Annotated in this window: 24 protein-coding genes; 11 read left to right on the top strand and 13 right to left on the bottom strand. The window is 66.8% G+C overall.

The features are described from left to right. Positions 1-50 precede the first annotated feature (50 nt). A complete protein-coding gene (locus AC6I21_RS11850; RefSeq protein ID WP_138176752.1) occupies positions 51-926 on the bottom strand; it encodes an aminodeoxychorismate lyase in 876 nt (291 codons plus the stop codon). Between the two features lie 160 nt (positions 927-1,086). On the opposite strand from AC6I21_RS11850, the gene cls reads away from it, so the two are divergent. Beyond that, positions 1,087-2,580 (top strand): cardiolipin synthase, encoded by a 1,494-nt coding sequence (gene cls, locus AC6I21_RS11845; protein WP_391495644.1) that lies wholly within the window; start codon positions 1,087-1,089, stop codon positions 2,578-2,580. 14 nt (positions 2,581-2,594) lie between these two features. Here cls and AC6I21_RS11840 read toward each other — a convergent pair whose 3' ends face one another. From AC6I21_RS11840 to AC6I21_RS11825, 4 genes are all read right to left on the bottom strand, one after another. Beyond that, complete coding sequence (locus tag AC6I21_RS11840) at positions 2,595-4,628, bottom strand: chorismate-binding protein (RefSeq protein WP_497762439.1); 2,034 nt, start codon at positions 4,626-4,628, stop codon at positions 2,595-2,597. Beyond that, positions 4,615-5,124 carry a low molecular weight protein-tyrosine-phosphatase gene (locus tag AC6I21_RS11835; protein ID WP_138926686.1) on the bottom strand — a complete coding sequence of 170 codons (510 nt, stop codon included), beginning with the start codon at positions 5,122-5,124 and terminating at the stop codon, positions 4,615-4,617. Before AC6I21_RS11835 ends, AC6I21_RS11840 begins: the two co-directional genes overlap by 14 nt. Positions 5,125-5,203: 79 nt before the next feature. Further along, positions 5,204-5,821 carry a LysE family transporter gene (locus AC6I21_RS11830; protein WP_497762438.1) on the bottom strand — a complete coding sequence of 206 codons (618 nt, stop codon included), beginning with the start codon at positions 5,819-5,821 and terminating at the stop codon, positions 5,204-5,206. Positions 5,822-5,846: 25 nt separating this feature from the next. Next, a complete protein-coding gene (locus AC6I21_RS11825) occupies positions 5,847-6,332 on the bottom strand; it encodes a MarR family winged helix-turn-helix transcriptional regulator (RefSeq protein ID WP_138176764.1) in 486 nt (161 codons plus the stop codon). A gap of 111 nt (positions 6,333-6,443) precedes the next feature. On the opposite strand from AC6I21_RS11825, the gene AC6I21_RS11820 reads away from it, so the two are divergent. Both AC6I21_RS11820 and AC6I21_RS11815 read left to right on the top strand, forming a co-directional pair. After that, complete coding sequence (locus AC6I21_RS11820; protein WP_497762437.1) at positions 6,444-8,564, top strand: MMPL family transporter; 2,121 nt, start codon at positions 6,444-6,446, stop codon at positions 8,562-8,564. A gap of 337 nt (positions 8,565-8,901) precedes the next feature. After that, entirely contained in the window at positions 8,902-10,365 is a 1,464-nt protein-coding gene (locus AC6I21_RS11815; protein ID WP_138176770.1) for a DEAD/DEAH box helicase, read from the top strand. Between the two features lie 152 nt (positions 10,366-10,517). Here the strand turns inward: AC6I21_RS11815 and AC6I21_RS11810 are convergent, their stop codons facing one another. Continuing rightward, positions 10,518-10,739 (bottom strand): hypothetical protein, encoded by a 222-nt coding sequence (locus AC6I21_RS11810; RefSeq protein WP_497762436.1) that lies wholly within the window; start codon positions 10,737-10,739, stop codon positions 10,518-10,520. Between the two features lie 359 nt (positions 10,740-11,098). Between AC6I21_RS11810 and dnaK the strand changes: the two genes are divergently transcribed. From dnaK to AC6I21_RS11790, 4 genes are all read left to right on the top strand, one after another. After that, positions 11,099-12,949: a molecular chaperone DnaK gene (gene dnaK / locus AC6I21_RS11805; protein ID WP_138926681.1), complete on the top strand. Its 1,851-nt coding sequence runs from the start codon at positions 11,099-11,101 to the stop codon at positions 12,947-12,949. A gap of 13 nt (positions 12,950-12,962) precedes the next feature. Beyond that, positions 12,963-13,538, top strand: coding sequence for a nucleotide exchange factor GrpE (locus AC6I21_RS11800; protein ID WP_497762435.1), 576 nt, complete (start codon positions 12,963-12,965; stop codon positions 13,536-13,538). Between the two features lie 88 nt (positions 13,539-13,626). Further along, positions 13,627-14,607 (top strand): DnaJ C-terminal domain-containing protein, encoded by a 981-nt coding sequence (locus AC6I21_RS11795; RefSeq protein ID WP_138176782.1) that lies wholly within the window; start codon positions 13,627-13,629, stop codon positions 14,605-14,607. A gap of 98 nt (positions 14,608-14,705) precedes the next feature. Further along, positions 14,706-15,134, top strand: a complete 429-nt coding sequence (locus tag AC6I21_RS11790) for a heat shock protein transcriptional repressor HspR (RefSeq protein WP_343831978.1) — start codon at positions 14,706-14,708, stop codon at positions 15,132-15,134. Here the strand turns inward: AC6I21_RS11790 and AC6I21_RS11785 are convergent. Together AC6I21_RS11785 and trmB are read right to left on the bottom strand one after the other, a co-directional pair. After that, positions 15,131-15,736 carry a GNAT family N-acetyltransferase gene (locus AC6I21_RS11785; RefSeq protein WP_497762434.1) on the bottom strand — a complete coding sequence of 202 codons (606 nt, stop codon included), beginning with the start codon at positions 15,734-15,736 and terminating at the stop codon, positions 15,131-15,133. The two genes, AC6I21_RS11790 and AC6I21_RS11785, sit on opposite strands and share 4 nt — an antisense overlap. A 91-nt stretch (positions 15,737-15,827) precedes the next feature. Continuing rightward, positions 15,828-16,682 carry a tRNA (guanosine(46)-N7)-methyltransferase TrmB gene (trmB, locus tag AC6I21_RS11780; protein ID WP_497762433.1) on the bottom strand — a complete coding sequence of 285 codons (855 nt, stop codon included), beginning with the start codon at positions 16,680-16,682 and terminating at the stop codon, positions 15,828-15,830. 137 nt (positions 16,683-16,819) lie between these two features. On the opposite strand from trmB, the gene AC6I21_RS11775 reads away from it, so the two are divergent. Further along, complete coding sequence (locus AC6I21_RS11775) at positions 16,820-17,227, top strand: YccF domain-containing protein (protein ID WP_497762432.1); 408 nt, start codon at positions 16,820-16,822, stop codon at positions 17,225-17,227. Positions 17,228-17,455: 228 nt separating this feature from the next. Continuing rightward, the gene (clpB, locus tag AC6I21_RS11770; protein ID WP_138176794.1) at positions 17,456-20,041 is read left to right on the top strand and encodes an ATP-dependent chaperone ClpB; all 2,586 of its coding nucleotides are present in this window, start codon (positions 17,456-17,458) and stop codon (positions 20,039-20,041) included. A 90-nt stretch (positions 20,042-20,131) separates the two neighbouring features. Here clpB and AC6I21_RS11765 read toward each other — a convergent pair whose 3' ends face one another. Then, positions 20,132-20,716 carry a hypothetical protein gene (locus AC6I21_RS11765; RefSeq protein ID WP_346922826.1) on the bottom strand — a complete coding sequence of 195 codons (585 nt, stop codon included), beginning with the start codon at positions 20,714-20,716 and terminating at the stop codon, positions 20,132-20,134. 211 nt (positions 20,717-20,927) lie between these two features. Here AC6I21_RS11765 and AC6I21_RS11760 point away from each other — a divergent pair, with 211 nt between their 5' ends. Continuing rightward, complete coding sequence (locus AC6I21_RS11760; RefSeq protein WP_054821086.1) at positions 20,928-21,155, top strand: DUF3073 family protein; 228 nt, start codon at positions 20,928-20,930, stop codon at positions 21,153-21,155. 194 nt (positions 21,156-21,349) lie between these two features. After that, on the top strand, positions 21,350-22,240 hold the full coding sequence (locus tag AC6I21_RS11755) for a Sir2 family NAD-dependent protein deacetylase (protein ID WP_391495643.1): 891 nt from the start codon (positions 21,350-21,352) through the stop codon (positions 22,238-22,240). An 88-nt stretch (positions 22,241-22,328) separates the two neighbouring features. Here AC6I21_RS11755 and purM read toward each other — a convergent pair whose 3' ends face one another. The 4 genes from purM to AC6I21_RS11735 all read right to left on the bottom strand — a co-directional run bounded on the left by purM (position 22,329) and on the right by AC6I21_RS11735 (position 25,954). Continuing rightward, positions 22,329-23,468, bottom strand: coding sequence for a phosphoribosylformylglycinamidine cyclo-ligase (gene purM, locus AC6I21_RS11750; protein WP_497762431.1), 1,140 nt, complete (start codon positions 23,466-23,468; stop codon positions 22,329-22,331). A gap of 107 nt (positions 23,469-23,575) precedes the next feature. Further along, the gene (gene purF / locus AC6I21_RS11745; protein WP_138176804.1) at positions 23,576-25,099 is read right to left on the bottom strand and encodes an amidophosphoribosyltransferase; all 1,524 of its coding nucleotides are present in this window, start codon (positions 25,097-25,099) and stop codon (positions 23,576-23,578) included. Between the two features lie 98 nt (positions 25,100-25,197). Then, the gene (locus AC6I21_RS11740) at positions 25,198-25,551 is read right to left on the bottom strand and encodes a hypothetical protein (protein WP_138176807.1); all 354 of its coding nucleotides are present in this window, start codon (positions 25,549-25,551) and stop codon (positions 25,198-25,200) included. 4 nt (positions 25,552-25,555) lie between these two features. Then, positions 25,556-25,954, bottom strand: a complete 399-nt coding sequence (locus AC6I21_RS11735) for a sterol carrier family protein (protein WP_497762430.1) — start codon at positions 25,952-25,954, stop codon at positions 25,556-25,558. Positions 25,955-26,073 lie beyond the last annotated feature (119 nt).

Raw genomic sequence — 26,073 nt, 5'->3', positions numbered from 1 at the left:
AGAACGGGGGGAGCAGTCCATGGACTGCTCCCCCCGTTTTGCGTGCTCGGTTAGGCCAGGTGATCGGCCAGTTCGCTCAGCTCCGCGTGCAGTTCGGCGTCGAAGCGCAGCGGCTTGGCGTCCAGCGAATTCACCGGGGTGAGCAGGCGCACCGAGGAAACCAGCCACAGCACGTCGGCCTGGTAGAGGTCCTCGGGACGCAGCGGACCATACCCCAACTCCCAGCCGGCCTCCGCGGCGGCAGCGAAGATCGCCGCCTGGGTGGTGCCCGGCAGGATCCCGGTTTCCAGCAGCGGGGTGAGCAGGCGCTTGGTCTGCCCATCTCGCTGGGCCATCAGCACGGTGGAGGTCGGGCCCTCCAGCACCGCACCGTCGGAGGAGGTGAAGATGACATCATGGGCACCGTGGGCCCGCGCATAGCGCAGGGCCGCCATGTTCACCGCGTAGGACAGCGTCTTGGCTCCCATCAGCAGCCAGGGCGCGCGTTCGGCGATTTTCGAATCATAGCCGCGATCCAGCAGCAGCACGTCCACACCCGAATCCCGCTGGGCCTGGCCCAGCGTCGGGGCCGGGGTGACGGTCACCCAGCACAGGGCCGGGTCGCTGTCCGCGTCCCCGCGGGCGGCCACCAGCTTCACCACGGCCTCATCGGCCCCGCCGGTGGCATCAAAGTCCGCGATGGCGGTGTCAATGGCCGCACGCCACTGGATCTCGTCGGGGATCTCCAGGTCGCACAGCTGGGCCGAGGACTGCAGGCGGGCCAGGTGCGCGTCGATCTTGCGCACGCTCTGGTGCTTGTAGAGCATCGATTCGAAGATACCGTCACCACGGGAAACACCCTGGGCGGTCACGGGCAGTTGCGGCGCGTAAATGTCCGCCAGTCGACCGGCCGGATAGGACGGATCGAGGAAAACCAATGAACTCATAGGTACTAGATTATCGAATCCCGCCGGTGCTTCGGATAACTCGCCGCAACCGACACCGCCTTGAACCGGGGAATTGGGTAGTCTAGCGATAGGCAAAACGCACGATGACCGCGGGAAAGACACCCCGGTGGAAAGCACGAGGGCAGGAGTTGGCCGCATGATGCTAGGTGAGAACTTCCTGCGGGAGCTGGGCCCGACGGTCTGGGCGCTGGCGGTGACCTTCGACATCGTGGTGCGTATCGTGATGATCGGAGTGGTTCCGGGCAACCGCCGGCCCACCACCGCCATGGCCTGGCTGCTGGCGATCTTCTTCATCCCGGTCGTGGGGCTGATCCTCTACCTGCTCTTTGCCAACCCGCGCCTCTCCCGCCGGCGCCTGGAGAAGCAGCGCCGCGCCAATGAGGCAATCCTGCAGGCCACCTCGCACATGGATTCGCCGGTCGAATTCCACAGTGATGAGGAATGGATTGAGTCCGCCGCGGTGCTCAACCGCACCCTGGGGGCGCTGCCGCTGGAGGGCGGGAACGAGGTGGAGGTGATCTCCGATTACCGTGCCTCGCTGGAGGCGATGCGCCGGGAGATCGACAAGGCCACGACATTCGTGCACATCCAGTTCTACATCATGGGCGATGACCCGGACTTCGTCGGCCCGGTCCTGGATTCCCTGGAGGCCGCGGTCAAGCGCGGGGTGGTGGTGCGCCTGCTGTTTGACCACCTGGGCACCGCCCGGGTGGCCGGGTACGGGCAGCTGAAGCGGCGGCTGAAGGATTCGGGCATCGAATGGAAGCGGATGCTGCCGGTGGCCCCGTTCCGGCGCCGCTGGCGCCGCCCGGATCTGCGCAATCACCGCAAGATCCTGGTGGTGGACGGGGAAGTGGCCTTCACCGGCAGCCAAAACCTGATCGAGCCGGGCTACAAGCGGCTCAGCTCGCACAAGGTGGGGCGTGAATGGGTGGAGCTGATGATCCAGGTGCGCGGCCCGCTGGTGCGTTCCCTGGACGTGGTCTTCGCCACCGACTGGTGGCAGGAGGCCGACACCGATGACGTGCTGCAGGACCTGACCGACGCCCGCTACCCGTTGCCGGCCAGCGATGTGCCGGGGGAGACCGTGGGACAGGTGGTGCCCAGCGGGCCGGGGTATGAGGATGAGAACAACCTGCGCCTGTTCAACACGCTGATCTATTCGGCCTCCGAACGCCTGAAGATCACCAGCCCCTATTTTGTGCCCGATGATTCAATGCTCTACGCCATCACCACCGCGGCGCAGCGCGGCATTGAGGTGGATTTGTTCGTATGCGAGTCCGGGGACCAGTTCCTGGTGCACCACGCCCAGCAGTCCTATTACCAGGTGCTGCTGGAGGCCGGGGTGCGCATCTACCTGTACCCGGCCCCGATGGTGCTGCACGCCAAGTGCTTCACCGTCGATGACGAGGTCGCGGTCGTGGGATCCTCGAATATGGACATGCGCTCCTTCAGCCTGAACATGGAGATCTCGGTCATGCTGCTCGGCGCGCAGACGGTGGACCAGGTCAACCAGGTGCAGGCCCACTACCGCAGCATCTCCAAGGAACTGACCCTGGAGGAGTGGGAGAAGCGTCCGCGGCTGCAGCGCTGGGTGGACAACGCCGCCCGGCTGACCGCCACCCTGCAGTAGGAGCGGCACCGCCCTTAGTACGGGAAGCGCGCCCCCAAGGCGCTGAGCACGCCCACCGACTTGGTGCGCACCTCATCCCATTCCTCCTGCGGATCCGAGTCCGCGGTAATCGCCCCGCCCAACCCCAGACTCAGCTGCCAGGACCCGTCCCCAAGCCGGTCGCAGACCAGGGTGCGGATCACCACCGCCAGGTCGGCGCCGCCATCTGCGCCCAGGTAGCCCACCGCCCCGGAGTACAGTCCCCGCGCCCGGTTTTCCTCCAGCCGGTCCAGGATGTGCATGGTCGACAGTTTTGGTGCCCCGGTCATGGACCCGGGCGGGAAGGCCTCGCGCAGCGCCGCGGCGGCCAGCGCCGGTTCTCGCAGCTGCGCGTCGATGGTGGAGACCATCTGGTGCACCGTGGCGTAGCTTTCGATGGCGCACAAGCGGGTGACCGACAGCGTGCCGGGCACCGCATGGTGGGACAGGTCGTTGCGCAGCAGGTCCACGATCATGATGTTCTCGGCCCGGTCCTTGGGATGGGAGGCCAAATCCTCACGCAGCGCCGCATCGCTGGAGGGATCCTGGCCGCGCGGACGGGTGCCCTTGATCGGTTCGGCGCGCAGCTTGCCGGTGCCCGAGATGCTCACGAAGCGTTCCGGGGAGATGCTGGCCACCTCCAGGGAGCCCAGGCGCAGGTAGTGCGCAAACGGGGCCGGGGAGGATTCACGCAACCGGCTATACGCCTCGAAGGCGGAGAAATGCTCCACGGTGGCGTGCAGTTCGGTGGTCAGGCACACCTCATAGCTGTTGCCCTGCCAGATTTCGTGCTGCGCCCGGCGCACCTTGTCCCGGTACTGCTCGGGGGTGTCGCGGCAGCTGAACACCGGCACCGGCAGCGGCCCGGGCTCCCGCACCTTGAGCTGCAGCCGCTGCAGACGGGCCAGGGTCGGCTCCAGCAGGTGGCCTGGGGCGCGCACGGTCAGCCGGGCGCGCAGGTGATCAACAATCAGCACGGTGTCCGGTTCAAAGAACTGCGCGTCCGGGCGCAGCGAACCATCGGGCAGCCGGGCCGCCACATCCGCCGCACCCACCTCGCGCTTGAGCTCATAGCCCAGGTAGCCCACCCACTGCGGGTCCGGGGCCGGCGGCTCCGCCGCGGGGTCAGGCTCCGCCCCGGGCCCGGTCTCCGAGGGCCAGATCCCGCCCAGGGCGGCAAAGAACTCGGGGCCCAGCCGGAGCATCGCGTTGCCCGAACGCAGCTCGGTGCCCTGCGCGGTGGCCGAAAGCAGCGCTGCCTCCGGTTCCTGGGCCAGGGCCAGCACCGTATAGCGGTTGCGGCCCAACGGGTCCTGCAGCCGGTGGCTGGTGGATTCCAGCAGTGCCGCCTGCCGGCAGTGCTCGGCCAGCGACTCAAAGACGGCGGCCACATCCCGGGGCACCGGCAGCTCACGCTCATGGCGCACCGCGGCCCGCAGCCAGGTGGCGGGCAGCTTGACCCGTACCCGGGCGGGCAGGAACCGCGCCAGCCGGCGCAGCTGGTGCAGGGCAGCATCCTCGTCGGGGGCATCGGAGCGCAGGTGCACGTTGGCGGTGGCCGCCGGGTCTGCGGCGCTGAGGTACTCCTGCTCCTGATCGGCCCACCGCGCCCAGTGCCGGGCGAAGACCTCCCCGTCGCGGCGCAGCGCGCGTTCCCGGCGTACCGTGGCCCCGGCCTGCAGCCAGATGCCCAGGTCAATCTCCGGTACCGCTTCGGCGCACAGGGCCCCCACCCCTTCGACGAGCACAATCTCGCTGGGGGTGAAGTGGATGTGTTCGGCCGCCGGGGCGTTGGCCTGCCAGTCCCAACGCGGCCAGCTCACCGGCTGGCCCGCGCGGATCCGGCGCAGCAGCACGGCATAGCGCGTGCAGGTTTCCTGCAACGAATCCCAGCCGTAGTACAGGTCCTCCAGGTGCAGGATGGAAACCCGTTCGGGTCCCCAGGCCGCGGCCAGGGCCGCAGCCAGTGAGCTCTTGCCCGCCCCGGAGCGCCCGTCCAGGGCGATAATCAGTGGTTTAACGGTTTCCACGGGAGGCGGTGTTGCTCCGAACGTAGTCAACCAGCGCCGGCAGGCTGGCGGCAATCATCTTCCAGGTTTCACGAAAGTCCGCGGCGTCCCCGTACCAGGGGTCATAGATGCCCTGCGCGTCGTGGGGCTGTGCGGCGGATTGCGGGTCAAAGGAACGCAGCATCCGCAGCTGCGGACGCCGTTCCTGGGCGATGTTCGACAAATCCGGGACCAGCGCCTCAAAATGGTCCGTGTCCAGCGCCAGGATCAGGTCCACCGACCCCAGTTCCTCGGCCGTGAGCTGGCTGGCCACATGTCCCTCACCGCTCAGGCCGTGGGAACGCAGCGTCGCTTCGGCGCGCTGGTCAATGGGGTTGCCGATCTCCCCGTCGGTCACGGCGCGGGAGAACACCTCGACGTCGCCGATCCCCGCGTCCTCCAGGGCGTTCTTGAGCATGAATTCGGCCATGGGCGAGCGGCAGATGTTGCCCGTGCACACCGTCATTATCCGGAACATGAGACAAGTCTAGGGTGAATTGGCCAACACATTCGAGGGTGACGCCCCGATGCGCGCGCAACGAATCGACAACAATTCACTAGCGCGCCAGCACCAGCAGCACCGCAACGAAGATGAACAGCGTGCCAAAGACAATGTTCTGGATTCGCGCGCCGCGCACGGTGGCCGTAAATCGTTGGAAGGTGCGGGCCATGGCGGCGAAGAACAGGAACATCACCAGCACATCCACCAGGACAATGGTGGCCATGAACACCAGGTACTGGGGCAGCTGGGGCGCATCGGGCCGGATGAACTGCGGGGTCAGCGCCAGGAAAAACACGATCGCCTTGGGATTGAGCAGATTCACCAGCAGGCCTTGGCGCACCATGTACAGCCGCCCGGCAGGCGCTGAGTCCTGCAGCTGTTCCGGTTGCGGACGAGCCAGCAGCATGCGCACCCCGAGGTAGACCAGGTAGCCGGCACCGGCATAGCGGATGACCTCAAAGAGCACCTGAGAACGGCTGACCAGCAGCCCCACCCCGGCCGCCACGAGGGCCACGTGGATCAGCAGGGCCAGCTGTTGGCCGATGATGCCCCACAGCGAGCGGCGCCAGCCCACCCGAATCGAGTTGCTCATGGTGTTGATGGCCCCGGCGCCCGGGGTGAAGCTGATGACCACCGCGGCACCCAGTAGGGAGAACCAGAGGGGAAGAGTCACCGAAACAGCATAATCGCCGGAGCGATTAGGCGCGTTTTCGTGTGGGGATTTGTGACGCGGTGGCCTCGCGCACCTCGTCCACCCCGGCGGTGGCCTCGCGCAGGAATTGGGTGATCAGTTCGACCTGCTCGCTGGGATATCCCTGGATGACCTGGTGCAGCTTGCGGGCCAGCGGGGCGAACATTTCCTGCCCGCTGGATTGGGCGAGCTCGGTCATGGCGATGCGGATCACCCGCCGGTCGGCATCGGTGCGCCGGCGCTCAATGTAGCCCAGCCGCTCCAGCCGGTCGAGCATGGCGGTCGTGGCCGGTGCGCTCAGCTGTAGTTCCCGGGACAGATCCCGGGGTGAGGGCAGCGACCCGGCGCGCTGGTAGCGCATGATTACGCCCAGCGCGTTCATGTCGGTGCGGTGCGAGCTGTGGGCGCTGGCGGTGGACTCCACGTAGCGGTCCGAGGCCTGGGCGAACTGCTGCAGCTGCAGGACGAGTTCATAGGAAGGGGTGGGGTCCATAGGCACATTCTATAACCAATGATATAGTTCGATGATGGAATTAGTTTGACCCCTACGGCACACGCCCCGCGCACCGGGCGCGGCGCGGCCTCGACCCGAAGGAAACCGGCCATGGCATCCTCGAGAACCGGCGCACCACCTGCAAACGGCAAACCCAAAAACGGACTGCGCGCCCTGCTGGCCGCGGTGCTGGTCATTATCTGGCTGGCCGTCGCCGGCATCGGCGGGCCGACCTTTGGCAAGCTGTCCGACGTGCAAAGCAACGACCAGGCCGCATTCCTGCCAGCCAGTGCGGAGGCCACCCGGGCCCTGGAATGGCAGGAGAAGTTCCGCACCAGTGACGCCATCCCTGCCGTGGTGGTCATGGCCAACCAGAACGGGCTGGACGCCAAGGAGGGCGCGGCCCTGGCCGATGAGCTGAAGTCCTTTGAATACCTCGACGGGGAGGTGACCGGGCCGTTCCTGGCCGAGGACGGCAAGGCGGTGGAACTGCTGGTGCCGATCTCCAGTGAGGTCAAGGCCGACGACGGAGTGGAGAGCCTGCGGGCGCTGCTCAACGAGCATCTGCCCCAGGGCGCCGAGGGCTACGTCACCGGCCCGGCCGGGTTCAATGCCGACCTGATCGAGGCGTTCGGCGGGATCGACGGCGTGCTGCTGGGCGTGGCGCTCAGCGCGGTGCTGGTGATCCTGCTGCTGGTCTATCGTTCCGTGCTGCTGCCCTTCACCGTGCTGCTGACCGCCATGGTCGCCCTGTGCGCGGCGATTGTGGTGGTCTACTACATGGCCGACGCCGGCTGGATTCGGCTGGATGGTCAGTCCCAGGGCATCCTCTCCATCCTGGTGATCGGCGCGGCCACCGACTACTCGCTGCTGCTGGTGGCGCGGCACAAGGAGGCGCTGAGCCAGGGCCAGTCGCGCTGGCAGGCGGTGGCCACCGCCTGGCGCGGCTGCCTGGAACCGATCATCGCCTCGGGCGGTACGGTCACCGTGGGCCTGCTGTGCCTGCTGTTCTCCGACCTGAACTCCAACAAGGCGCTGGGGCCGATCGCCGCCAGCGGCATCATCTTCTCCATCATTGCCGCCCTCAGCTTCCTGCCCGCGGCCCTGGGCCTGCTGGGCCGGGCCGCCTACTGGCCCTTCGCCCCCAAGCCGGCCGGCCACGCCCAGCACGCCAAGAGCAGCGGTGGACTTTGGGCGCGCATCGCCTCCTTCGTTGACCGGCGCAGCCGCGTTGTGTGGATCGTGACCAGCGTGGTGCTGCTGGCCGGCGCGTTGGGCATGACCCAGCTCCAGGCCAGCGGGGTGCCGCAAAGTGACCTCGTCACCTCCCAGTCCGAGGCCCGCGACGGCCAGGAGGTGCTCGGCCGGCACTTCCCGGGCGGCAGCGGCTCCCCGGCGGTGGCCATCGTGGAGGAAGCCGATGCCGAGGCCATCCTGAAGGATGTGAGCGCCCTGGACGGCGTGGATTCGGCCTACCTGCAGGCCGAGGACGGCGGCCCGGCCATGGCCGAGCGCGGCGCCGAGCCGCAGGTGGTTGAGGGCCGCTCCCTGATCTCCATCACCCTGGCCGACGCGGCGGACTCCGATCAGGCCAAGGACACCGTGCAGCTGGTGCGCGACACCGTGCACCAGCAGGACCCGGACGGGCTGGTTGGCGGCACCACCGCCACCCAGATGGACACGAACGCGACCGCCACCGCGGACCTGTTCAAGATCATCCCGCTGATCCTGGCCGCGATCCTGGTGATCCTGATGCTGCTGCTGCGCTCGATCATCGCCCCGGTGCTGCTGATCCTCACCACGGTGCTCTCCTACGGCACGGCCATGGGCGTCAGCGCCCTGGTGTTCAACCACGTGTTCAACTTCTCCGGGGCCGACCCGGCGGTGCCGCTGTTCGGCTTTGTGTTCCTGGTGGCCCTGGGCGTGGACTACAACATCTTCCTGATGACCCGAGTGCGTGAAGAGGCCCTGCACCACGGCACCCTGGAGGGCGTGCGCCGCGGACTGACCGTGACCGGCGGGGTGATCACCTCCGCCGGAGTGGTGCTGGCCGCCACCTTCGCAGCACTGGGGGTCATCCCGATCATGTTCCTGGCCCAGCTGGGCTTCATCGTGGCCTTCGGCGTGCTGCTGGACACCCTGGTGGTGCGTTCCCTGCTCGTCCCGGCGCTGGTCCACGAGTTCGGGCGCGTCATCTGGTGGCCCAGCCGGCTGCGCCACGGGGCGAAGTAGGCGCCCGGCTTCCGGGGCCGACGTGGTACACATCTCGGTCCTGGAAGCCGGTGGTATGCCGTAGACCACGGTCTGGGCGAGGCGGCGCTGGTAGGATTGAACGTTGTGCGCCCCTGGCGGCCGGCCCCGGAAATCGTCCGGGTTGCCCCGCGCGGCGCATGCGTCGATTGATTAGATTTCCCACTGGTCCCGGGGCGAATCCGCCCGCGCGGCCACGCGTCGTGAACCCGGCCCTCCGCCGGCTTTGCACCTCGCGGCTGCGGACTTTCTCCTGCTTTCGGCGATCCCGTGCGCCGCACAGGCGGCGCATCAGCGAGTTCTAGAGAAAGTTCGTCTCATGACAGCATCCTTCAGCGCCCTTGGTGTGCCCCAGAACCTGGTTTCGGTCCTGCAGCAGCAGGGCATCGACTCCCCGTTCCCGATCCAGGAAGCCACCCTGCCCTCCACCCTGGCCGGTGGGGACGTGCTGGGCCGCGGACAGACCGGTTCGGGCAAGACCCTGGCCTTCTCCCTGCCGGTGGTGGCCCGCCTGGCCGCCCAGCCGCGCCGCCGCCGCGCGCGTTTCCCGCGCGCCCTGATCATGGCCCCCACCCGCGAGCTGGCCACCCAGATTTCCAAGACCATTGACCCGCTGGCCGCCGCCGCCGGGCTGCGCACCACCGTCATCTACGGAGGGGTCGCCCAGTCGCGCCAGGAAAAGGCCATGAATGAGGGCGTGGACATTGTCATCGCCTGCCCCGGACGCCTTGATGACCTGATGGGGCAGAAGATCGTGGACCTGTCCGAGGTCGAGGTCTCGGTGCTCGACGAGGCCGACCACATGGCCGACATGGGTTTCCTGCCGGTGGTGCGCCGCATCCTGGACCGCACCCCGCAGGGCATCCAGCACCTGCTGTTCTCCGCCACCCTGGACAACGGGGTGGACAAGGTGGTCAAGCGCTACCTGCACAACCCCACCGTGCATTCGGTCGATGCGCCGAAGGCCGCCGTGAACACCATGGAGCACCGCGTCTTCGTGGTGGATCCGGAGGAAAAGAAGGAGACGGTGCGTACCCTGGCCAGCGGTGTGGGCCGGCGCATCATGTTCATGCGCACCAAGCACCACGCCAAGAAGATGGCGCTGTGGCTTTCCAAGGCCGGCATCCCGGCCGTGGACCTGCACGGCAACCTGAGCCAGAACGCCCGGGACCGCAACCTGGCCGCCTTCTCCGACGGCTCGGCCAAGGTGCTGGTGGCCACCGACGTCGCCGCCCGCGGCGTGCACGTGGACGGGGTGGAGCTGGTGGTGCACATTGACCCGCCGGCAGAGCACAAGGCCTACCTGCACCGCTCGGGACGCACCGCCCGTGCCGGCTCCGACGGCACCGTGGTCACCATCGCCACCACCGACCAGCAGGGGGATGTGGCCCAGCTGCTCAAGCAGGCCGGACTGAAGGTTCCCTTTGAGAAGGTGGACCGCAATTCGCCGGCCGTGGCCGAGGTCGTTGGGGAAGTGGCCGAACTGGTGGCCTACGAGGCGCCGGTGAAGCAGCAGCCCAAGCGCCAGAGCCCCAAGACGGCGCAGGGCGCCCGCGGCGGCAACCGCCGCGGCAAGACCGAGTCCTCCCGCGCCTCGGGCACCCGCCGCTCCGGCGCCGGACGCCCCGAAGCCGGTGCGAACCGTGAGAAGTCCGCACCCAAGGACGGCGGGCGCAACCGCAACACCCGCGGGGCCAGCGAATCCCGCCCGGCCGCCGGGGCGAACCGCAGTCGCTCGCGTCGTCCCCGTCGCGCCACCAGCCCGGCCACTAATTCCCGGTAGTTCACCGGCCGCACGCGCCAGGTCCAGATGGGTCCGGCGCAGCGCACAACCGAAGATCCACGGCTGGGACCACAGCCGCCAAAGCCCGGCAACGCCATCGCGTTGCCGGGCTTTGCCATCCCCGCAGGAGCCGGATTGGGCCGCCGAGCGGCTCAGGGCTGCTTGCGCCCCCAGCGCAGGTAGGCGAGCGGGCCGGCGAAGTTGATAAAGGTTGCGGCCACCCACAGCTTCTTCGAGCCGTTGATCCGGTGCTGACCGCGCGCGGCCAGATCGCGCAACGCGATTCCCTGGAGCAGCAGCTGTACGGCGGCCAGGCCAACCAGCGCCGCACGCCGGGCGGGGGAGAGATCCTTCCAGCGGTTCTTCGATTTCATCGATGGCTTCCCTTCTTGGTTTTCTTGCACAATCGCATTACCCAATGCCCTGCCCTCCATTGTGCCGTGCAGTGCTGCTTCCCATGACCCGCCGGTAGGTGGGCAGGCGGCAGGCCGCAGGCTGGGCGGAGAAACGAGCCGGGGACGGGCCTGGCAAAAAAATTTCCAAAAAATCTTTCGCCACGGGAATGATTGTGGCTCCGGGCCCGTTGAACATGACAGAACGCAAAGTTGAGTCACTATCACTCAAGTTTGATTTGACAGCGAAACGCTCGAGAGTAAACTTGAGTGCGGAACGCTCAACCGGGGTAAAACGCCCCAGCGTTAGTCAGTTTTAACCAAGGCAAAGGAGAGCCATTATGTCGCGTGCCGTAGGTATCGACCTCGGAACCACCAACTCCGTCGTTTCCGTTTTGGAAGGCGGCGAGCCGACCGTTATCGCCAACGCTGAAGGCAACCGCACCACCCCCTCGATCGTCGCCTTCTCCAAGAGCGGCGAAGTCCTGGTCGGTGACATCGCCAAGCGCCAGGCCGTGAACAACATCGATCGCACCATCGCCTCGGTCAAGCGCCACATGGGCACCGACTGGACCATCGAGATCGATGACAAGAAGTACACCCCGCAGGAAATCTCGGCCCGTACGCTGATGAAGCTGAAGAACGACGCCGAGTCCTACCTGGGTGAAAAGGTGACCGACGCGGTCATCACCGTTCCGGCCTACTTCAACGACGCCGAGCGCCAGGCCACCAAGGAAGCCGGTGAAATCGCTGGCCTGAACGTGCTGCGCATCGTCAACGAGCCGACCGCCGCGGCCCTGGCCTACGGCCTGGACAAGGGCAAGGAAGATGAACTGATCCTGGTCTTCGACCTGGGTGGCGGTACCTTCGACGTCTCGCTGCTGGAAGTTGGCAAGGACGAGGACGACTTCTCGACCATTCAGGTTCGCGCCACCGCCGGTGACAACCGCCTGGGCGGCGACGACTGGGACCAGCGCATCGTTGACTGGCTGCTGGCCCAGGCCAAGAGCAAGGGTGCTGACCTGTCCAAGGACAAGATCGCCCTGCAGCGCCTGAAGGAAGCCGCTGAGCAGGCCAAGAAGGAGCTGTCCTCGGCCACCAGTACCAACATCTCGCTGCAGTACCTGTCGGTGACCGCCGACGGTCCGGTGCACCTGGATGAGCACCTCTCGCGCGCCAAGTTCCAGGAACTGACCGCGGACCTGCTGGAGCGCACCAAGAAGCCGTTCCAGGACGTCATCCGCGAGGCCGGCGTGAAGGTGTCGGACATTGCCCACGTGATCCTGGTGGGTGGTTCGACCCGTATGCCAGCCGTGGCAGAACTGGTCAAGGAAATGGCCGGCAAGGAAGCTAACAAGGGTGTGAACCCGGATGAGGTCGTGGCCGTGGGCGCCGCCCTGCAGGCCGGCGTGCTCAAGGGCGAACGCAAGGACGTGCTGCTGATCGACGTGACCCCGCTGTCGCTGGGCATCGAGACCAAGGGTGGCGTGATGACCAAGCTCATCGAACGCAACACCGCGATCCCGACCAAGCGCTCGGAAACCTTCACCACCGCCGAGGACAACCAGCCTTCGGTGTCCATCCAGGTGTTCCAGGGCGAGCGCGAGTTCACCCGCGACAACCAGGCACTGGGTACCTTCGAGCTGACCGGCATCGCCCCGGCTCCGCGCGGCATCCCGCAGGTCGAGGTCACCTTCGACATCGACGCCAACGGCATCGTGCACGTTTCGGCCAAGGACAAGGGCACCGGCACCGAGCAGTCGATGACCATCACCGGCGGCACCTCGCTGTCCAAGGATGACATCGAGCGCATGGTGCGCGAAGCCGAGGAGCACGCAGCCGAGGACAAGAAGCGTCGTGAAGCTGCCGAGACCCGCAACGCCGCCGAGCAGGCCGCCTACTCGGTGGACAAGCTGATCAAGGACAACGAGGACAAGCTGCCCGAAGAGGTCAAGACCGAAGTCCAGGCCGATGTGGACGCACTGAAGGCCGCCCTGGAGAAGCAGGACAACGACGACGAGGTCAAGGCCGCGTTTGAGAAGCTGCAGGCTTCGCAGACCAAGCTGGGCGAGGCCATCTACGCCAACACCCAGGCCGAGTCCGCAGCCGCAGGCGAGGGCGAAGCTCCCAACGCCGAGGAAGACATCGTCGACGCCGAGGTCATTGACGAAGACGAAGACGACAAGAAGTAGGGAGTAAGGGAATATGTCCGAGGCACAGGACCAGAACGCCAACTCCGGCCAGCAGCCGGAGAACCAGCAGGAGGCTGCCGAGGCGCAGCCGAGCGCCGACGCTTTGGGTCAGGCCGAGGCGATCCTGAACGAGGCAGGCGTATCGGCTGAACAGTCGGAGCAGGACGAAGTGGGCGAGGTTGTCACCGAGCTGCGCAACGACCTGCTGCGGCTGCAGGCCGAGTACGTGAACTACCGCAAGCGCGTGGAGCGCGACCGTGAAGCCGTGCGCGACCAGGCGGTGCAGTCGGTGCTGGCAACCCTGTTGCCCGTGCTCGACGACGTGGACGCCGCACGCAAGCACGGGGACTTGACCGATGGGCCGTTCGCGGCCATCGCGAACAAGCTCGATGCGGTACTGCAGTCTCACGGACTGGAGCGTATCGACCAGGCGGGTGTGGAGTTCGACCCGAACGTCCACGAGGCGCTGCTGCGTCAGCCGGTTGAGGGGATCGACGCCGACCATGTGGGACAGATCCTGCGTATTGGATACAAGAAGGGGGAGCGCATCCTGCGCGCCGCCCAGGTGATGGTATCCACCGGCGAGTAGTCGCCGACAAATAACACATCGACACTGCCCACTGCCGAGAATCGACAGTGGGCAGTGTCGAACCGGCTGACGAAAGGTTGGAGGCCTGATGGCAAGTCAGGATTGGATCGAAAAGGACTTTTACGCGATCCTCGGCGTCTCGAAGGATGCCGACGACGCGGAAATCAAGAAGGCCTACCGCAAGCTGGCACGCAAGTACCACCCGGATACGAACCCCGGGGACGCGGCGGCCGAACAGAAATTCAAGGACATCTCCGAGGCGAACTCGGTACTGTCCGACCCGGAACAGCGCCAGCAGTACGATGCCATCCGCGCCATGGGGTCCGGGGCACGCTTCACCTCCGGCGCCGGCGCCGGGGCCCAGGGGGCAGGTTTCGAGGACATCTTCTCCAACCTCTTCGGGGGCGGCGGCGGGGCACGCGGCGGTGGACAGGTTCCCCCGGAGTTCGCGGACCTCTTTGGCGGTGGCGGCGGTTTCGGCGGCGGCGGATTTGGCGGCGGCTTCGGCCGGCAGGCACCGCCGCGCAAGGGCGCGGACCGCAACGCCAGCACCACCATCTCCTTCGCCGGCTCGATCAACGGCACGACCATCGGGCTGCGTGAACCCAGCGGCGAAGTAATCGACGTGCGCATTCCCGCCGGCATCCGCGACGGGCAGTCCGTGCGCGTGCGCGGCAAGGGGCAGCCCGGCCCGGCGGGCAACGGGGACCTGCTGGTGAAGGTCAAGGTCAGTGAACACCCGTTCTTCAAGCGCGACGGGAACAACATCCGCATCCACGTTCCGGTCAGCTTCGATGAAGCTGCCCTGGGGGCCAAGATCCAGGTGCCGACGCTGAACGGCGAAGAAGTCACCGTCAAGGTGCCCGCCGGTTCCAGCTCGGGACGAACGCTGCGCCTGAAGGGCCGGGGAGTGAAGACTTCCAAGGCCTCCGGTGACCTGATGATCGTCCTGGACGTGATGGTGCCGCAGAACCTGAGCGATGAAGCCAAGAAGGCCATCGAGCAGTTCGCCGCGGCCACGGCCGGGGATGACCCGCGGGCCGATCTGGCGGCCCGGGCACGGCTATAGCAAGGGGCCGGCAACCCATCCGCTGACGGGTTGCCGGCCGCACGTACATGTTCGGGCACCGAGTGGGGCTGCCCGAACCGAAAAGGTGGTAGGTGAAAGTGACCGGGGATTACATACGACCGGTATTTGTCATTTCGGTTGCCGCGCAGCTGGCTGACATGCATCCACAGACCCTGCGCCAGTACGACCGCATGGGCCTGGTCTCTCCCAGCAGGCAGGCCGGCAAGCAGCGGCGCTACTCGCAGCGCGATGTGCAGCTGCTGCGCCAGGTCCAGCAGCTGAGCAAGGAAGGCGTTTCGCTCGAAGGCATCCGGCGCATTCTGCAGCTTGAGGCCGAGGTGGACCAGCTGCGCCGGCAGGTTGGATCCCTGCAGGAGGAGGTCTATGAGTTGCGCAGCAACCAGAGCCGCGTGTTTGCCGCAGGCACCATGGCCGGGGACATTGTCACGCTCAGCCGCGGCACCCGCCCGCAGCGCCGCGAACCACAGGTCACACTGTTCACTACCCGGCGCGCGATCGGTCCCTAGCCGATCAGCCCGTGCCTGCGCAGGCGGGCCAGAAGGTTGGCGCGCACCGCCGGCCACTCGTGGGGCAGGATCGAGAAGACCACGGTGTCGCGCAGCGACTGGGTTGCCGGGTCATACATGTGGCTGCGCAGCACACCGTCCTGCTTTGCGCCCAGCCGGGAGATGGCGGCCCGGCTGGCCTGATTGTGCCAATGCGTGCGGAATTCAACCGCGATGCACTTCAGATCCTCGAACGCCCGGCTCAGCAGCATGAACTTGGCCGCCGGGTTGATTCCCGTTCCCTGGGCCGAGGGTGCCAGGAACGTGGAACCGATTTCGACCCGTCGGTTCACCGCATCAATATTCATCAACGTTGTGGCGCCCACGGCGCGTCCCGCACGGGCATCGATGATCGCGTACGGCGCCATCAGCCCCTGATCCTGGAGTTCCAGACGTCGTTCAATCTCAGAACCCACTGCGGTGGGGGCCGGGATCGAGGTAAACCACAACTCCTGCATGCCCTCTTCGGCGACGACCGCGGCCAGATCGTTCATGTGGGATGAAGCCAGCTGCTCCAAGCGGGTCTGGGCAAACTCCAGGGTGGGACACGACGACAAATCCATGGTTGAACCTTAGCGCCACAGCCCTCCGGCTGCCCCATCCGGGTGGGACGAGGGCGAAAATACTTCCGCCGCGCCGCCGGGCACCCAGCGTCTAGTTGCGCGTGTAGGCCAGGTCAAACACGCGGCGTCCGGCCTTCAACGCCTTGCTTTCAAAACTGGTCAGGATGCGACGCTCAAAGCGCGGGGCCCAGCCGCCCAGCTCATCGGTAAAGGTTGGCTCGGAGTCATGGCCTTCCAGCCCCTCACGACGCACCCTGGTCAGTTCGCTGTGCTTGCCGGCCAGATTGCCCGGATGCTGGTTGGTGAACTGAGGGTGTGCCTCCAGCAGCTCGCGCATCTGCTCCGCGTAGTTGGACCAGTCGGTGGCCAGTCGCAGGGTGCCGCCGGGCTTGAGTACGCGCGCGACCTTGTCCAGGAATTCGGTCTTGATCAGGCGGCGCTTGTGGTGGCGGGTCTTGTGCCAGGGGTCGGAGAAGAAGATCCAGATTTCATCGGCGCTGGACGCAGGCAGCATGACATCGAGCACCTCGGGCGCGTTGGCCTGAATCGCGCGTACATTCTGCAGCCCAAAGGACTCGACCTTCAGCATCAGCTGGGCCAAGCCGGGGCGGTAGACCTCCACCGCCAGGTAGTTGCGCTCCGCGTCGTCCTTGGCCGCGTTGGCGATGCATTCGCCCAACCCGGTGCCGATCTCCACGATCAGCGGAGCGGTGCGTTCGAAGGTTTGCTGCAGGTCCAGCTGCTGATCCTCGGCAACGGAGGTGTCGGTCTGCTTGCGTTCCGGTTCGATCACGTAGCGGTCGGCATTGCGTTCCCAGGCTCGGGCGCGACGTCCCTGCAGCCGGTTGCCACGGCGAACGAAGGAAAACGGTTCCTTGCGGAACAGTTCCGGGTCGCGGGTGCCGGTTTCGGGGGAGGGAATCGAATCTGCGCTACGGTCGCTCATGATGCCTAATCCTATCGGAGCCGCCGGCCGCACCGGGAGCAGGAAGGCCGGGAGATTGCGCACGTTCGGCAGGAATCCGGGGCTGATCCGGGTTTTCCCCGATGTCCCAGCGGGCCGGGTTGGGGCAGAATAAAGCCATGAGTCTATTGCGTGCGGTACTGAATATCATTTGGCTGGTCTGCGGCGGGCTGTGGCTGGCCCTGGGCTACGTGCTGGCCGGCATCATTTGCTGCCTGTTGATCGTCACCATTCCCTTTGGCATCGCTTCCTTCCGGATTGCCGGGTATGCGTTGTGGCCCTTTGGGCGTACCGTCGTTGACCGCGGACCGGTCGGCGCGTTCTCGACCCTGGGCAATATCATCTGGGTGATTGTGGCCGGGATCTGGATCGCGATCGGCCATGTGCTGACGGCCATCCCGATGTTCATCTCGATCGTTGGAATCCCGCTGGGCATTGCCAACCTGAAGATGATCCCGATTTCGCTGATGCCGCTGGGCAAGACGATCGTTCCCTCGGACTACTTCATCGGTTCCATCCGCCGCTGACCCGGCCCGAACCGCTGCCGCGAAACGCGAGTGCTTCTTGGTGAGGTGCTCGCCTTTTGCGTTTAAGGGGACGCCGAAGCCCGCGCGGGCGGCGCCGGCCGCCGAGGCGTGGAAGGGCCGGGAAAACAACGAAAATTTTCCGTAAAGTCCGGAATAGGATCTCCCCAAAGGAAGTTGAGTTAAGTAGACTCAAGTTTATGAGGTGTAGGTCTGAGAGGAAGGACTCGAATGGACACCAAACTCACCACCAAGAGCCAGGAGGCTCTGTCCGCGGCCGGGATGAATGCCTCGACCGCGGGCAACCCGCAGATTGAACCGGCGCACCTGCTCAAGGCGCTGCTTGACCAGCGTGACTCGGTGGCCGTGGCGCTGCTGAAGACCGCAGGCATCGACGTCGATGGGCTCTCGGTCAAGACCAGCTCGGTCATCAAGGCCCTGCCCGCCGGCTCGGGCTCCTCCGTGGCGCAGGCCCAGTTCTCGCGCCAGCTGCTGCAGACTGTCAACGCGGCCCAGGAACTGGCCGGTGAACTGGGGGACACCTATGTCTCCACCGAACACCTGCTCATCGGGCTGGCCTCGGATGTCACCAAGGCCGGGGAAGCGATGCGCGAGGTTGGAGCGACGCGCGAACTGCTCAGCGCCACCCTGCCCTCCATCCGCGGGGACCGCAAGGTCGACAGCCCGGATCCGGAAGGCACGTTCCAGTCGCTGGAGAAGTTCGGCACCGACATGACCGCACTGGCCCGCTCCGGCAAGCTCGACCCGGTGATCGGGCGCGACAAGGAAATCCGGCGTGTGGTGCAGGTGCTTTCGCGGCGCACCAAGAACAACCCGGTGCTCATCGGTGACCCGGGCGTCGGCAAGACCGCCGTGGTGGAGGGCCTGGCCCAGCGCATGGTCGCCGGGGACGTACCCGAATCGCTGCGCGGCAAGACCCTGATTTCCCTGGACCTGGGTGCCATGGTGGCCGGCGCGAAGTACCGCGGTGAGTTTGAGGAGCGCCTGAAGGCCGTCCTGGAGGAAATCAAGGCCTCCGACGGGCAGATCGTGACCTTCATTGACGAGATCCACACCGTCGTGGGTGCCGGTGCCTCGGAAGGCGCGATGGACGCCGGGAACATGCTCAAGCCGATGCTCGCCCGCGGGGAACTGCGCCTGATCGGCGCCACCACGCTGGATGAGTACCGCGAGAACATTGAGAAGGACCCGGCCCTGGAACGCCGCTTCGCCCAGGTGTACGTGGGCGAGCCGAGCGTTGATGACACCATCGCGATCCTGCGTGGGCTGAAGGAACGCTACGAGGCGCACCACAAGGTTGCCATCGCCGACAGTGCCTTGGTGGCCGCCGCCGCCCTGTCCAACCGCTACATCTCCGGACGCCAGCTGCCGGACAAGGCCATCGACCTGGTCGACGAGGCCGCCAGCCGGCTGCGCATGGAGATCGACTCGGCCCCCGAGGAGATCGACGAGCTGCGCCGTGAGGTGGACCGGCTGACCATGGAGGAGTTGGCCCTGTCCACGGAGACCGACCCGGCCTCGGTGGAGCGTCTGGAGGCGCTGCGCAAGGACATGGCGGACAAGAAGGAGCAGCTTGACGCGCTGAACTCCCGCTGGGAGGCGGAGAAGGCCGGGCTGAACCGGGTCGGTGACCTGAAGGCCCAGCTTGACGAGCTGCGCAGCCAGGCGGAGAAGTACCAGCGCGAAGGCGACCTGGAGAAGGCCTCGCGGCTGCTCTACGGGGAGATCCCGGCGCTGCAGCAGGAGCTGGACGCGGCCGCCGCGGCCGAGGCCAGCGACGCGGATCGGGAGCTGATGGTCGCCGAGGAGGTCACCGCCGATGACATCGCCGAGGTGATCTCGGCCTGGACCGGGATCCCGGCCGGGCGGATGCTGCAGGGTGAAAGCCAGAAACTGCTGGACATGGAAAAGGTGATCGGCCAGCGGCTGATCGGCCAGACCCAGGCGGTGGCAGCCGTCTCCGATGCGGTACGCCGTTCCCGGGCCGGGATCGCGGACCCGGACCGGCCCACCGGTTCGTTCCTGTTCCTGGGCCCCACCGGCGTGGGCAAGACCGAGCTGGCCAAGGCGTTGGCGGACTTCCTGTTCGATGACGCCCGGGCCATGGTGCGCATCGACATGTCCGAGTACTCGGAGAAGCATGCGGTGGCCCGGCTGGTCGGTGCCCCTCCGGGCTACGTCGGCTACGAGGAAGGCGGCCAGCTCACCGAAGCGGTGCGCCGCCGGCCCTACTCGGTGATCCTGCTCGACGAGGTCGAGAAGGCGCACCCGGAAGTGTTCGACATCCTGCTGCAGGTGCTCGATGACGGGCGGTTGACCGACGGGCAGGGACGCACCGTGGACTTCCGCAACACGATCCTGATCCTGACCTCCAACCTGGGCAGCCAGTTCCTGGTCGACCAGGAGATGGATCTGGCCGCACGGCACGAGGCGGTCATGAACGTGGTCAATGCCTCGTTCAAGCCGGAGTTCCTGAACCGGCTGGATGACGTGATCATGTTCGACGCCCTCAGCGTCCAGCAGCTGGGCCACATTGTCGAGCTGCAGATCGCGAACCTGGCCGAACGGCTGGCAGAGCGCCGGCTCACCCTGGAGGTGGACTCCGCAGCCCGCGATTGGCTGGCCCTGACCGGGTACGACCCGGCCTACGGTGCCCGCCCGCTGCGCCGGCTGGTGCAGCGCGAGATCGGGGACAAGCTGGCCCGCGAACTGCTGGCCGGAACGATCCACGACGGGGACACCGTCAAGGTGGGCGTGGATGTGGAGGCCAACGGGCTGACCCTCAGCCCGGCCTAGGCCCGGCGGCAGCGACAGCCCGGTGAAACCAGCAGCGCGGCGCACCATCCCAGTGATGGTGCGCCGCGCGGGCGGGTGAACGTGACCGGCCTAGCTGGCGGTGTCCGGCGGCAGCAGCGAGCTGCGCACGCTGCCTTCGCTCAGTGACAGGAAGCAGGAGATCAGCCGGTCGCCCTGGTTCCAGGTGCCCTGGCTGGGGCGGGAGAAATGGTAGGTCCAGCTTGAGTCCAGTGGGGAGGTCGGATCCAGCGGAACCGACTTGCACAGGTCCTCGGCCTCGGTCAGCAGCTGCGAGGCCCCCGGGAACTCGCTGCCTTCCACCTCGAAGGTGCCGATCAGCTGGGCGTTGTGCGCCGACTCGCAGGTCACCACGGTCTGCGGTTCCAGCGGGGAGGTGAAGCCGCGCAGGCACTCGCCGACCTTCAGCTGCTCCGGGGGCATCGCCTCGGCGATGACCCCGTCCAGCCCCGGATCCGGGTTGCGGTCAACCTCGGCCTGCAGCGGAGCCTGGGTGGGGGAGACGAAGCGCAACACCACGAAGACAGCCGCCGCGGCCAGGGCAAGGAAGGCGATCACCAGCAGGATCCACTGTCCCGTGCGCTTCTTTTCTGGCTCGGGTTCGGGCCGCAGGGGCGGCAGGGCCGCCTGGGGCTCGGGCAGGTTATCATCGATCACCGATGTGAACTCCTTCACATGGATTTGGCGTTGAGCCAAATGATCACGGCACTTGTCGTTAGTCTAACGGTTTGTGCACGTGTTGCGATGAGCGCTCGCCGGGGAATCATGTTAACCTTGAATTACGAAAGAACTGATCACATATTCGGGGGCCTCCACCGGCTAATTGGTGGACCACCTCCCGACTCTACTGAAAAGAGGGGGTCACGCCATGGGGCGCGGCCGTCAAAAGGCTAAAGCACAGCGTCAGGCGCGAGACATCAAGTACTACTCGCCCGCCACTGATCTGACCGCACTGGAGCGTGAACTGGGCGTGCGCCGTGAGCGCCATACCCAGGCACCTGAGCATGCCGAATCGTCCTATAGTGACGACTATTCGGACTATGACGATTTGGCCAAGAAATACTCTGACGACGAAGAGAGCGACGCCCGGCATTAGGCCCGGCGGTACCGGGAAGTGATGGCCCCGGTTTCACGACAGTCGTTGGAGGAGTCCGACTCTATCAGTACACATCACACGACAAGCCGCAACAACTAGGCTAAATTTAGCCCTAGCTCGTTGCGGCGTTTGTCGTGTCCGCAACCCCTAGCGGAAGGCCGATTTTGGAAGAAAACCACGCGCTGTCAATCAACATGGCCCACCGTTCGGCGATCCGTTCCATGCAGCGCATCGTGGAGCAGACCGCACCGCCCAGCGACCCGGCCGAAGCGGCCGCCGGGGTGCAGCGGATGCTGGATCACGGCAATGTCATGGTGGTCACCGGGGCCGGAGTTTCCACCGATTCCGGCATCCCGGACTACCGCGGCCCCAACGGCTCGCTGCAGCGCCACCGGCCCATGACCTACCAGGAATTCCGCTACCGCCCCGACGCCCGGCAGCGCTACTGGGCGCGCAGCTACATTGGCTGGCGCCACATGTTCAAGGCCCAGCCCAACCAGATCCACCGCCGCCTGGTCCGCTGGGAACAGGAGGGCCGGATCAGCGGGATAGTCACCCAGAACGTGGATGGCCTGCACCAGGAGGCCGGGTCACACAACGTGGTGCCTGTGCACGGGGACCTGTCCGTGGTCATCTGCCTGGACTGCGGCTACCGGGAGGACCGCGAACACCTGGATGCCCGCCTGCAAAAGGCGAACCCGGGCTACGCGCAGAAGGTCGACCTGGACCCCTCGGCCGTGAACCCGGACGGGGACGTGCAGCTGCCCGAGTACCTGGTCAAGGAATTTGTGATGGTTCCCTGCCTGCGCTGCGGTTCCATGGCCTTGAAGCCGGACGTGGTGTACTTCGGTGAGAGCGTGCCCGCCGCCCGCAAGCAGGCCATCAACGACATGGAGCACCGTTCCAGCTCCCTGCTGGTGTTGGGCTCCTCGCTGGCGGTGATGAGCGGCTACCGAATCCTGCTGAACTTCGTGCAGCGCCAGCTGCCGGTGGCGCTGCTGACCAACGGGCACGTGCGCGGCGAGCAGAAGGCGACCTGGCGCTGGCAGGCGCCGCTGAGCGACTCACTGGAGCGGCTTTCCTAGTTCGCCGGCCGGCGAGCCTGCATACGGCAACGGCCGCTGCGCCTTCCCTCAGGGGGAAGCGCAGCGGCCGTTGCCGGTGTGCCGGGGACTAGGAGGCGTAGGCGCCGGTCAGCAGCACGGCGCCGCCGTCCACGCCCTTGGCGCCCTGCACGAAGTCGGCGCCGGCGGCGGAGGCCGACTCATCCAGCTTCTCAACTTGGCCCATGACCCAGGCGCCCATGTTCAATGCGTTCAGCAGCTCCACGGCCCGGTCGGCCACTGCGGCGTCCACCACCGCGACCATGCCCACGCCCAGGTTCAAGGTGCGCTCCAGGTCCGCCTGCGGGACGTTGCCCAGTTCGCCGATGGTGCGGAACACGGCCGGCAGCGCCCAGGTGGAGCGATCCACACGGGCCATCAGGCCCTGGGGCAGCACGCGGGCCAGGTTGGCGGCCAGCCCGCCTCCGGTCACGTGGCTGAATCCGTGCACGCCGAAGCGGTCCGCGCCGTTCAGTTCGTTGACCAGGTCAAGACATGCGGAGGTGTAGATGCGGGTGGGCTCCAGCAGCTCCTCGCCCAGGGTGCGTCCGAATTCGGGCACCTCGCGGGTCAGTTCCCACTTGGCGTGCGCAATCACCCGGCGCACCAGCGAGTAGCCGTTGGAGTGGATGCCGGAGGAGGCCATGCCGATGACCACGTCACCGGCCTGCACGCGCTCCGGGCCGAGCAGCGCGTCGGCCTCGATGACCCCGGTGGCCGCGCCGGCCACGTCGTATTCGTCCTCGCCCAGCAGGCCCGGGTGCTCGGCGGTTTCCCCGCCGACCAGTGCGGTGCCGGCCAGCTTGCAGCCCTCGGCGATGCCGCGAACAATGTCGGCGATGCGCTCGGGGATGACCTTCCCGCAGGCGATGTAGTCGGTCATGAACAGCGGCTTGGCGCCCACCACCACAATGTCGTCCACGACCATGCCCACCAGGTCCTGGCCGATGGTGTGGTGGATGTCCAGGGCCTGGGCGATGGCGACCTTGGTGCCCACCCCGTCGGTGGAGGTGGCCAGGTACGGCTTGCGGTACCCGGTGAGGAAGGAGACGTCGAACAGCCCGGCAAAGCCGCCGACCCCGCCGATCACGTTCTGGGTGTGGGTGGCCTTGATCGCACCCTTCATCAGCTCGACGGCGCGGTCACCGGCCTCGACGTCGACGCCGGCGCCGGCATAGGTGATGGAGGTGGGCTGCTCTTTGCCGCTCATGGCAGATCGGTCCTTTTCTGTCGTGAACACCCGCGCAGCTGCGCGCGGAAGAATCGGGAACGTGGAACGTGGGCGGCGCAGCGGCGGGTGCCCGCGCCGCGGGGGGACTAGCTGACGGCGTCGAACTCGGCGTCCGGGCCCGGCTCGCAGCCGGCCTGGGCGGTGCGCTCCAGCAGGTTCTTGCCGCGCCGGGAGGAGTCCGGCAGCTTGATCGGGTACTCGCCGGTGAAGCAGGCGGTGCACAGCCGTTCGCGCGGCTGGTTCGTGGCCGAGATCATCCCGTCCTCGGAGATGTAGGCCAGGGAGTCCGCGCCGATCGACTTGGCGATCTCATCCACGGCGGCGCCGTTGGCGATCAGTTCGGCGCGGGTGGCGAAGTCAATGCCGTAGAAGCACGGCCACTTCACCGGCGGGGAGGAGATCTTCACATGCACCTCGGCGGCGCCGGCCTCACGCAGCATGCGCACCACGGCGCGCTGGGTGTTGCCGCGCACGATCGAGTCGTCCACCACCACCACGCGCTTGCCCTTGAGCACCGATTCCAGGGCGTTGAGCTTGAGCTTGATCCCCAGCTGGCGCAGGGTCTGGCTGGGCTGGATGAAGGTGCGCCCCACGTAGGAGTTCTTCACGAAGCCGTGGGTGAAGGGGATCCCGGATTCCTCGGCGTAGCCGATGGCCGCCGGGGTGCCGGATTCGGGAACCGGGATCACGATGTCGGCCACCGCGGTGTTCTCGCGGGCCAGCTGGCGGCCCATCTCCACGCGGGATTCGTAGACCGAGCGCCCGGCGATGGAGGCGTCGGGGCGGGCCAGGTAGACGTATTCGAATACGCAGCCCTTCGGGTTGGCCTGGGCGAAGCGCTGGGAACGGACCCCGGCCTCGTCGATGGCGATCAGCTCACCCGGTTCGATTTCACGGATGAAGGACGCACCCACGGTGGCCAGGGCCGGCTGCTCGGAGGCCACCACCCAGCCGCGGTCCAGGCGCCCGAGCACCAGCGGGCGCACGCCGTGCGGGTCGCGGGCGGCGTAGAGCGTGTTTTCGTCCATGAACACGAAGCAGAACGCGCCCTCGATCTTCGGCAGCAGCCCCAGCGCCGTTTCCTCCAGGGTCTGGCCCTCGGAGCCGCCCAGCAGGGAGGTGACCAGCGCGGTGTCGGTGGTGTTGCCCTGGGCGATTTCGCCGGTGATCTTCCCGCCCTCGGCGTCGATCTTGGCGCGTACCATGTCGGCCAGGTCCGCTGAGTTGGTCAGGTTGCCGTTGTGGGCCAGGGCCACGGTGCCGGACTTGGTCGGGCCCAGGGTCGGCTGGGCGTTGGCCCAGTGGCTGGAGCCGGTGGTGGAGTAGCGGCAGTGGCCGATGGCCAGGTGCCCGCTCATGGAGTTCAGGGTGTTCTCGTCAAAGACCTGGGAGACCAGGCCCATGTCCTTGTAGACGTTGATGCGTTCCCCGTCGGAGGTGGCGATGCCCGCGGACTCCTGCCCACGGTGCTGCAGGGAGTACAGACCGTAGTAGGTCAGTTTCGCTACTTCCTCGCCCGGTGCCCACACACCAAAGACACCGCACTCGTCCTGCGGTCCCTTGTCGCTTGAAAGGAGGTCATGATTCAGTTTTCCATCGCCACGCGCCATGTCAGTATTCTCTCATGTATCCGGGCCGGGGTCGGCCAAAAGTGTGGTTCGTTACAGGCTGCCCGGATCTACGCAGTTCACCGGATCTGCCCGGTGTTCTAGGGGTGTTCGCGGTGTGGGGTCTCGGTGTGGGACGGTTCGTCCTGCTGCACCGGCACGGCCAGGCGGCGGACCGTATGGCGGGCGCTGACCCGGTCCAGCACCAGGTAGACAACGGCGGCCACGGCCAGGCCGATGGCGGCACAGAAGGCGGCGAAGAAACCGACGGTGGCGGCCACGGTGTAGTTCGGGGAGGGATCTCCCAGCAGGGCGATGATGGTGCCGGCCAGGGCGCCGGCGACCCCGCCGGTGGCGAGGATCGGCCACAACTTGGGGGAGGACTTCACTTCGACTTCAAAGGACTTCCCCGGGCGCTGCGCCGAGCCGTGGGGACGAGAGGGGTTTTGCTCCATGCCCTTAAGCGTACTCAAAGAGCGGTAGATGCGCAGACAGGTCCGCGCGCAGCCCGGAAGCCTCCACCCGGGCGTCGGCCACCGCCTGCGGCCAGGAAAGCCGCCCCGTGACTAGGGATAAGAACGCCTCGGCGTCCATTTGCACCACATTCGGGGGAGTGCCGCGGGTGTGTCGGGGGCCGGGGATGCATTGGGTCACACCAAAGGGCGGAACCCGCACCTCCACCGAGTTCCCCTCCGCCCGGCTGGCCAGTTCCTCCAGCGCAAAGCGCACCGCCATTGCCCGGACCGGGCGGGGCAGCGGGGGCTGCTGGGCGGCATCCGTCGCCTCCGGCTGGGCCGCCACCCACTGGTTCAGCGCCTGCCTGCCGTTGACCGGATCGATTCTGCGCTTGATGGCCATCTGCCGCCTTTCGCCGTGCCCTCCACCGCGCCGCGGGCCGCCGCCCGTCGCGCAGAGCCAAGTCTAGCGCCGCGATCGGCCGGTTTCATCAGCGGGTCACACACCCCCGGCGGCGGTGC

The sequence above is a fragment of the Glutamicibacter sp. St.4D3 genome (assembly GCF_059728615.1).
Note: the sequence above shows the minus strand (reverse complement) of the source record. Positions and strands in the feature narration are given on the sequence as shown.

Coding starts and splice junctions, on each gene's coding strand:
- cls (WP_391495644.1), top strand. CDS start 1,087: ATGCTAGGTGAGAACTTCCTGCGGGAGCTGGGCCCGACGGTCTGGGCG.
- AC6I21_RS11755 (WP_391495643.1), top strand. CDS start 21,350: ATGGCCCACCGTTCGGCGATCCGTTCCATGCAGCGCATCGTGGAGCAG.
- AC6I21_RS11740 (WP_138176807.1), bottom strand. CDS start 25,551: ATGGAGCAAAACCCCTCTCGTCCCCACGGCTCGGCGCAGCGCCCGGGG.
- clpB (WP_138176794.1), top strand. CDS start 17,456: ATGGACACCAAACTCACCACCAAGAGCCAGGAGGCTCTGTCCGCGGCC.
- AC6I21_RS11735 (WP_497762430.1), bottom strand. CDS start 25,954: ATGGCCATCAAGCGCAGAATCGATCCGGTCAACGGCAGGCAGGCGCTG.
- AC6I21_RS11815 (WP_138176770.1), top strand. CDS start 8,902: ATGACAGCATCCTTCAGCGCCCTTGGTGTGCCCCAGAACCTGGTTTCG.
- AC6I21_RS11795 (WP_138176782.1), top strand. CDS start 13,627: ATGGCAAGTCAGGATTGGATCGAAAAGGACTTTTACGCGATCCTCGGC.
- AC6I21_RS11835 (WP_138926686.1), bottom strand. CDS start 5,124: ATGTTCCGGATAATGACGGTGTGCACGGGCAACATCTGCCGCTCGCCC.
- purF (WP_138176804.1), bottom strand. CDS start 25,099: ATGGCGCGTGGCGATGGAAAACTGAATCATGACCTCCTTTCAAGCGAC.
- AC6I21_RS11810 (WP_497762436.1), bottom strand. CDS start 10,739: ATGAAATCGAAGAACCGCTGGAAGGATCTCTCCCCCGCCCGGCGTGCG.
- dnaK (WP_138926681.1), top strand. CDS start 11,099: ATGTCGCGTGCCGTAGGTATCGACCTCGGAACCACCAACTCCGTCGTT.
- AC6I21_RS11760 (WP_054821086.1), top strand. CDS start 20,928: ATGGGGCGCGGCCGTCAAAAGGCTAAAGCACAGCGTCAGGCGCGAGAC.
- purM (WP_497762431.1), bottom strand. CDS start 23,468: ATGAGCGGCAAAGAGCAGCCCACCTCCATCACCTATGCCGGCGCCGGC.
- AC6I21_RS11850 (WP_138176752.1), bottom strand. CDS start 926: ATGAGTTCATTGGTTTTCCTCGATCCGTCCTATCCGGCCGGTCGACTG.
- AC6I21_RS11775 (WP_497762432.1), top strand. CDS start 16,820: ATGAGTCTATTGCGTGCGGTACTGAATATCATTTGGCTGGTCTGCGGC.
- trmB (WP_497762433.1), bottom strand. CDS start 16,682: ATGAGCGACCGTAGCGCAGATTCGATTCCCTCCCCCGAAACCGGCACC.
- AC6I21_RS11800 (WP_497762435.1), top strand. CDS start 12,963: ATGTCCGAGGCACAGGACCAGAACGCCAACTCCGGCCAGCAGCCGGAG.
- AC6I21_RS11785 (WP_497762434.1), bottom strand. CDS start 15,736: ATGGATTTGTCGTCGTGTCCCACCCTGGAGTTTGCCCAGACCCGCTTG.
- AC6I21_RS11825 (WP_138176764.1), bottom strand. CDS start 6,332: ATGGACCCCACCCCTTCCTATGAACTCGTCCTGCAGCTGCAGCAGTTC.
- AC6I21_RS11820 (WP_497762437.1), top strand. CDS start 6,444: ATGGCATCCTCGAGAACCGGCGCACCACCTGCAAACGGCAAACCCAAA.